The 7569-nt window shown below is 72.1% G+C and carries 6 protein-coding genes; 5 read left to right on the plus strand and 1 reads right to left on the minus strand.

All coding sequences use genetic code 11. The features are described 5' to 3' along the window. The 4 genes from NBX02_RS11165 to NBX02_RS11180 form a co-directional block, all read left to right on the plus strand. Positions 1-523: histidine phosphatase family protein (locus NBX02_RS11165; RefSeq protein ID WP_250291242.1), on the plus strand; the 523-nt coding region annotated here is incomplete at its 5' end. Between the two features lie 109 nt (positions 524-632). Then, positions 633-1418, plus strand: coding sequence for an SCO1664 family protein (locus tag NBX02_RS11170; protein WP_250282015.1), 786 nt, complete (start codon positions 633-635; stop codon positions 1416-1418). A gap of 85 nt (positions 1419-1503) precedes the next feature. After that, positions 1504-2745, plus strand: coding sequence for a cysteine--1-D-myo-inosityl 2-amino-2-deoxy-alpha-D-glucopyranoside ligase (gene mshC, locus NBX02_RS11175; RefSeq protein ID WP_250282018.1), 1242 nt, complete (start codon positions 1504-1506; stop codon positions 2743-2745). A gap of 50 nt (positions 2746-2795) precedes the next feature. Further along, complete coding sequence (locus NBX02_RS11180; protein ID WP_250291244.1) at positions 2796-3620, plus strand: hypothetical protein; 825 nt, start codon at positions 2796-2798, stop codon at positions 3618-3620. 117 nt (positions 3621-3737) lie between these two features. On the opposite strand, the gene NBX02_RS11185 is transcribed toward NBX02_RS11180, so the two are convergent. Then, on the minus strand, positions 3738-4577 hold the full coding sequence (locus tag NBX02_RS11185) for a PAC2 family protein (protein ID WP_250282022.1): 840 nt from the start codon (positions 4575-4577) through the stop codon (positions 3738-3740). Between the two features lie 266 nt (positions 4578-4843). Here NBX02_RS11185 and NBX02_RS11190 point away from each other — a divergent pair. Further along, the coding region (locus tag NBX02_RS11190) for a homocysteine S-methyltransferase family protein (RefSeq protein WP_445548371.1) at positions 4844-7569 on the plus strand (2726 nt) is incomplete at its 3' end.

Below are 7569 nucleotides of genomic sequence, written 5' to 3' on the forward strand. Positions count from 1 at the left end.
CGCCCCGGCCGCCCCGGCCGCGTCCGGCGCCGGAGTGGGCGCCGGCGGGCAGGAGCGGGACGCCGTCACGCTCGACGACCGGCTGGGGGAGTGCCACTACGGCGACTGGACCGGTCAGGAGACGAAGGTGCTGACCGCCGACCCGCTGTGGCGGACCGTGCAGGACCATCCCAGCGCGGTGGTCTTCCCCGGCCCCGGCGGTGAGGCGCTGCGCGACACCCAGCACCGGGCCGTCACCGCGGTGCGGGACTGGAACACCCGGCTGGGCCCGGGCGCGGTCTGGCTGGCCTGCTCCCACGGCGACGTCATCAAGGCGATCGTCGCGGACGCCATGGGCATCCACCTCGACCTGTTCCAGCGGATACTGATCGACCCCTGCTCGCTGACCATCATCCGCTACACCGAACGGCGGCCGTTCGTGGTCCGGGTGAACGACCGGGGCGGTCCCGTCGCCGACCTGCTGCCGGCCCCGTTGACGTTCCCCGCCGACGAGGGCGACGCGGTCGTAGGCGGCGGGGCGTAGGCGGCGGGGCGTAGGCGGCGGGGCGTAGGCCGAACCATAAGCCCGAACCATAAGCAGGGTGGGCCACAGGGCGGGACGGGCGCGCACCCGGCCGTCCAGACTGGGTGGCGTGAGTGAGCCCGCTTCCAACGTCACCCCGCCTGGACGGCCGGGGCCGGGGCCCGGTCCGGCCGACACCGGGGGCCTCGACGCGTCCGACGCCCTCACGCTGCTGCGGGACGGCGAGATCACCGTCACCGGACGCCTGCTCGAGGCCAGCAACGCCACCCTGTACTGCGAGATCAGCCTGGACGGGGTCGACCGGCGCTGCGTCTACAAGCCGGTGCGCGGCGAGCGCGCGCTGTGGGACTTCCCCGACGGGACGCTGGCCGGCCGGGAACGCGCGGCCTACCTGGTCTCCGAGGAGACCGGGACGGGGATCGTGCCGCCCACGGTGCTGCGGGGCGGCCCGTTCGGGACGGGCATGGTCCAGCTGTGGATCGACGTCGACGAGACCGTGGACCTGCTTGCTCTCATCCGCTCCGACGATCCCCGGCTGCGGGCGGTCGCCCTGTTCGACGCCGTGATCAACAACGCCGACCGCAAGGGCGGGCATCTGCTGCCCGCCCCGTCCGGCCGCGTCTACGGCGTCGACCACGGAGTGACCTTCCACGTCGAGAACAAACTGCGGACAGTGCTGTGGACGTGGCGGGGCCAGCGCCTGCGCGCGGACGAGACCGAACTGCTCACCTGCCTGCGGGAGGCTCTCGACGGCCCGCTCGCGGCGGCGCTCGCCGGCCTTCTCACCACCGCGGAAATCGGCGGATTGCGGGCCCGGGCCGCCCGGCTGCTGACCGAACGCCGTTTTCCGATGCCGTCCGGTGACTGGCCGGCAATCCCCTGGCCGCCCTTCTGACCTGCCGGCCAACCGGCCGGCGGGCGCGGGTCCGCGGATCCCCCGAAGCGACTGCGTGTTCCGCGCGTCCGGCTACGCTGACCATATGCAATCCTGGCCGGCTCCCTCTCGCTCCCGGCTGCCTGGCCGGGGATTACCCCTCCGGGTTTCCGACACGGCCACCCGCGCCGTGCGCCCACTCGCCGCGGGGCAGACAGTCCGAATGTACGTCTGCGGGATCACCCCGTATGATGCCACGCATCTTGGGCACGCATTCACCTATCTCACCTACGACCTGGCGTACCGGGTTCTGCTGGATGCCGGGCACGACGTCGTCTACGTCCAGAACGTCACCGACGTCGACGACCCGCTGTTCGAGCGGGCCCGGCGGGATGGCCTGGACTGGCGGGAGATTGCCCGCAGCCAGACCGAACTGTTCCGCGCCGACATGACCGCGCTGCGCATCCTTCCGCCCGCGGTGTACGCCGGGGCGGTCGAGTCGATTCCGCTTGTCATCGAACTGATCGAACAGTTGCGCGACCGTGGCGCGGCCTACCCGGTGGAACAGGACATCTATTTCCCGATCGGCGTGGCTCCCCGCTTCGGCGAGGTCTCCCACCTCAGCCACGCCGAAATGGTCGCCCGGGCCGCGGAGAACGGTGGTGACCCGCGGCGTGCGGGCAAGGAGGATCCGCTCGACCCGCTGCTGTGGCGGGCGGAACGCGCCGGGGAACCGTCGTGGCCCTCCCCGTTCGGGCCGGGCCGGCCGGGCTGGCACATCGAATGCGCGGCTATCGCGCTGGCGCACCTCGGGGACAGCATCGACATTCAGGGCGGCGGCACCGACCTGGTGTTTCCCCACCACGAGTGCGGCGTCGCCCACGCGGAGGCGGCCAGCGGGGTGTGGCCGTTCGCCCGTACCTACGTGCACACCGCCATGGTTTCCCTCGACGGGCACAAGATGTCGAAGTCGCGGGGGAATCTGGAGTTCGTCTCCCGGCTGCTGCGCGGCGGTGTCCAGCCGGCGGCGGTCCGGCTCGCCCTGCTCGACCACCGGCACACCGTGGGATGGGAGTGGACACCGGGCGCGATCGACACCGCCCGTGACCGGCTGGCCCACTGGCAGGCGGCGGCCGCCGGTGAGCGCGGCCCGGACGCCCGGCCGCTGCTCGACGACGTCCGCCGGCATCTCGCGGACGATCTCGACGCCCCGGGCGCGCTCGCCGCGGTCGACCGCTGGGCGGCCACGGCGCTGACCGTGGGCGGCCAGGACCTCGAGGCTCCCGGACTGGCACGTGCCATCATCGACTCGCTGCTCGGGGTGGACCTTGACCCGGTTGTACCGTGACCCGGTTGTACCGTGACCCTGTCGTGCCGTGACCCTGTCGTGCCTGGAGGATGTTCACGTTGATGGGCGCCCACTACCAGCGGGCAGACGCTGGAACCTACGGTGAACGGCCGACATTCGACGAGGTGGCGCGGGGCTACGACCCCCAGCAGGTCGAGGCGTACCTGGACACGTTGTGGCGGTACGCGGGCCAGGTCACGGCCCGGGCGGCCGCGGCCGAGGCGGCGCTGGAGAGCGAACGCCGCCGCCGGGACGCCGAGGCCCAGCTGCCCGACCGGTCGCCGGCGCAGGCGGGTGGGCGGATCGGCATCATGCTGGCCATCGCGCAGCAGGAGGCCGACGAGATCGTCGCGGGTGCCCGCGGTATCGCGGAGCGGGCCCTCCAGGAGGTCGTCGAGGACTCCGCCGCCAGTCATCCCATCGTGCGCAAGGCGCGCGAGCAGGCCGACAGGCTGCTCTTCGACGCGGTCGAGCAGTCCCGGCTGGAAGCCCGGCAGCGGCAGGCCGACATCGAGACGCAGATCACGCAGCTGTCCGGCAGCCTGGAGACGCTGCGCCGCCAGCAGGGCGAGGTGCTCGGCGCGCTGCTGCGGCTGCGCAGCCTGGTCAACACCGAGGAGATCGACCGGGCGGTCACGGAGCTGGCCCGGGCCGGGACCGCGGGCGTGGGCGCCGAGGAGCGTGAACGGGCCACTGCGTACCGTCCGGAGGACGTGGCTACATCCGCGCAGACAGTGATAGGCTCAGAGCAGAAAGTCACTGATGCGAGCTTTACCGATACGAGCCTTTTCGCCCGGACGGCGAAGGTGCCCGGTAGCTCCTCGCGTTACCGCGACGACGAGGACATCCTCGACGCCGAGGTCGTCGAGGAGTAGCCGCCGAGGAACGGCGGCCGCCGGGCGGCGGAGCGTCAGAACGGGCGGCGGGGAGGGTCCTGTGTCGTGTGTCGCACTCGGGCAGGGCATGCACGATCTGGTCCAAGGGCCGGTGGGCTACCGTCCGCGGCGCCGCAGGTACCGTTCGAATTCGCGGGCGATCGCATCCCCGCTGGCCTCCGGCAGCTCGGTCTCCGGCTCCCTCGACTCAAGTGCCCGGACATACTCGGCGACCTCGGTGTCGCCGGCGGCGAGCTCGTCCACCTGGCGTTCCCAGGCCCGGGCCCGGTCGGCCAGGTCACCGAGGGGGATCTCGATGTCGAGCAGGTCCTCGACCCGGCGCAGCAGCGCCAGCGTCGCCTTCGGGCAGGGCGGGTTCGCCACATAGTGGGGGACCGCCGCCCAGAAGGACACGCTCGCCAGCCCGGCGCGGGTACACGCGTCCGCGAAGACCCCGACGATACCGGTCGGGCCCTCGTACTTCGACGCGTCCAGCCGGAAGCGGGCGGCGGTGCCGGCGTCCCCGGCGGTGCCGTTGATCGGCACCGGACGGGTGTGCGGTGAGTCCGCGAGCAGCGCGCCGAGGCTGACCACCGTCTCGCCGCCCAGGGCGTGCACGGCCTCGATCAGCTCGTCGGTGAAGCTGCGCCAGCGCATGTTCGGCTCCAGGCCGCGGATGAGGATCAGGTCGCTGTCGCCGCTGGTCGGGCGCGCCACCGACAGCCGGGTCGTCGGCCAGGCGATCTTACGGTCGTCGCCTGTCCCGCTCACCGTCGGCCGGTTCACCTGGAAGTCGTAGTAGTCGTCCGGGTCGATGGCACCGACGACCCGCGCGTCGAACGTCGACTCCAGATGCTCGACGGCCGCGGACGACGCGTCCGCGGCATCGTTCCAGCCCTCGAAGGCAGCCACTACGATCGGCGACCGTAGCTGACCGACATCGGAGAACTCGATCACCTGCCACCTCCTGCCGCCCCCTGGCGGTTCACTGCCCCTGTGACAGTGCAACGGTACGTCCTACGCTCGCGCGTGCCGGCGGATCCTTGTGCCCCACTGTCGGGGAAATGCCACGGGACCGTCCCGGCCCGTCCCGCCCCACCGTCCGGCTGACAAAAATATTGCCGGCCGGAAGGCCCGTAAGCAGGGCGAACCCAGGACGCGGCGCAAGCCACGACCATGGGCGGCGGTGATGCTACCGGTACGCTTCGGACGTGCGAGGAGATCTGCTGTCCGTCCTGGCCGAGCGCGTCGTGGTGGCCGACGGCGCCATGGGAACGATGCTGCAGGCCACCGGCCTGACACTCGACGACTTCGACGGGCACGAAGGCTGTAACGAGATCCTGAACGTGACGCGTCCAGACGTGGTACGGGCGGTCCACGACGCCTACTTCGCTGTCGGGTGTGACGCGGTCGAGACAAACACGTTCGGGGTCAACCTCGCCAATCTTGGAGAGTACGGCATCGCCGACCGTATCGGGGAACTGGCCGAGGCGGGCGCCCGGATCGCCCGTGAGGCTGCCGACTTCTGGAGCCGGCCGGGTCAGCCCCGTTTCGTCCTCGGTTCGGTGGGCCCCGGCACCAAGCTGCCCAGCCTCGGCCACATCACCTACCGGCCGCTGCGGGACGCCTACCAGCGGCAGGCCGCCGGCCTGCTCGCCGGCGGCGTCGACGCCATCCTGGTCGAGACCGCCCAGGACCTCCTGCAGGCCAAGGCCGCGATCATCGGGGCGCGCCGCGCGATGGCCGAGGCCGGCCGGCGGGTGGCCCTGATCGCGCAGATCACCGTGGAGCTGACCGGCACGATGCTGCTCGGCTCGGAGACCGGCGCGGCGCTCACCGCGCTGGAGCCGCTCGGCATCGACCTGATCGGCCTGAACTGCGCCACCGGCCCGGCCGAGATGAGCGAGCACCTGCGCTACCTGTCCCAGCAGGCCCGGGCCGGGCTGTCGGTCATGCCGAACGCCGGCCTGCCCGAACTGGGCAGCGACGGCGCCACCTACCCGCTGACCCCGGCGGAGCTCGCCGACGCCCAGGACGTCTTCACCCGCGACTACGGCGCGGTGCTCGTCGGCGGCTGCTGCGGCACCACCCCCGAGCACCTGCGCCAGGTCGTCGAGCGGGTCGCCGGCCGGGGTGTGCCCACCCGCCGCCGCCCGGCCCCCGCCCGGACAGGCTCCTCGGTGACGCCCGGGGCCGCCGGTGAGGCCGGTGAGGCCACGACCGTCGGTGAGGCCAGGGCCGGGGCCGTCGGTGACGCCGAGCCGCCGGCCGCCGCGGCCTCGCTCTACCAGTCCGTGCCGTTCCGGCAGGACACCTCGGTCCTGATGGTCGGGGAACGCACCAACACCAACGGGTCCAGGGCGTTTCGCGACGCGCTGATCGACGGCCGCTGGGACGACGTCGTCGAGATCGCCCGGACCGCCACCCGCGAGGGCGCCCACATGATCGACGTGTGTGTGGACTACGTCGGCCGGGACGGCACCGTCGACATGCGCGAGGTCGCCAGCCGCTACGCCACCGCGTCCACCCTGCCGGTCATGCTCGACTCCACCGAACCGCCGGTCATCGAGGCCGGCCTGGAGTGCCTCGGCGGACGCTCGGTGGTCAACTCGGTCAACTTCGAGGACGGCGACGGGCCGGACTCCCGGATCGCCCGGGTGATGCCGGCCGTCGTCGAGCACGGCGCCGCCGTCGTGGTGATGTGCATCGACGAGGAGGGCCAGGCCCGCACCGCCGAGCGCAAGGTACAGATCGCCGAACGGACGATCGACTATCTCGTCGGCCGGTGGGGGATGCGCACGGCCGACATCTTCGTCGACACGCTCACCTTCACCCTCGGCACCGGCCAGGAGGAGTCCCGCGGCGACGGGGCGGCCACCATCGAGGCCATCCGCGAGCTCAAACGCCGGCGTCCCGACGTCCAGACCATCCTCGGGCTGTCCAACATCTCCTTCGGGCTCAAGCCCGCCGCCCGGGTGGTGCTCAACTCGGTGTTCCTGGCCGAGTGCGTCGCCGCCGGGCTGGACGCGGCCATCGTCCACGCGTCCAGGATCCTGCCGACCGCGCGTATCCCGGACGAGCAGCGCGAGGTCGCCCTCGACCTCGTCCATGACCGCCGCCGCGAAGGCTACGACCCGCTGACCCGCTTCCTGGAGCTGTTCGAGGGTGTGGACGGCAGCGCCGGCGGGCCGACCCGGGCGCAGGAGCTGGCCGCCCTGCCGCTGGACGAACGCCTCAAACGGCGGATCATCGACGGGGAGCGCACCGGCCTGGAGGCCGACCTCGACGAGGCGATGCGCTCCCGCGACCCGCTGGCGATCATCAACGACACCCTGCTGGACGGCATGAAGGTCGTCGGCGACCTGTTCGGCTCCGGGCAGATGCAGCTGCCGTTCGTGCTGCAGTCCGCCGAGGTCATGAAGGCCGCCGTCGCCTATCTCGAGCCGCACATGGAGCGCACCGACGCCCGCGGCAAGGGCACCCTGGTGCTCGCCACGGTCAAGGGCGACGTCCACGACATCGGCAAGAACCTCGTCGACATCATCCTGTCCAACAACGGCTACACCGTCGTCAACCTCGGGATCAAACAGCCGATCGGCACGATCCTGGCCGCGGCGTCCGAGCACGACGCCGACGCGATCGGCATGTCCGGGCTGCTGGTGAAGTCGACCGTGGTCATGAAGGAGAACCTCGCGGAGATGAACACCCGCGGGGTGGCCGCCACCTGGCCGGTGCTGCTCGGCGGCGCCGCGCTCACCCGCGCCTACGTCGAGGGCGACCTCGCCGAGCTCTACCAGGGCGACGTCCGCTACGCCCGGGACGCCTTCGAGGGGCTCGCGCTGATGGACGCGGTCATGGCCGCCAAGCGCGGGCAGGCCCCGCCGCTGGCCGACGACCCGCGCACCGCGCAGCGCCGCGCCCGCCGGGAGCGCACCGAGCGGATCAGGGC

This window comes from Protofrankia sp. CiP1_Cm_nod1 (assembly GCF_920888515.1).
GTDB lineage: Bacteria > Actinomycetota > Actinomycetes > Frankiales > Frankiaceae > Protofrankia.

Excerpts from the sequence above, each read along its gene's own strand:
- mshC (WP_250282018.1), top strand. The coding sequence starts at position 1,504 with ATGCAATCCTGGCCGGCTCCCTCTCGCTCCCGGCTGCCTGGCCGGGGA.
- NBX02_RS11180 (WP_250291244.1), top strand. The coding sequence starts at position 2,796 with ATGTTCACGTTGATGGGCGCCCACTACCAGCGGGCAGACGCTGGAACC.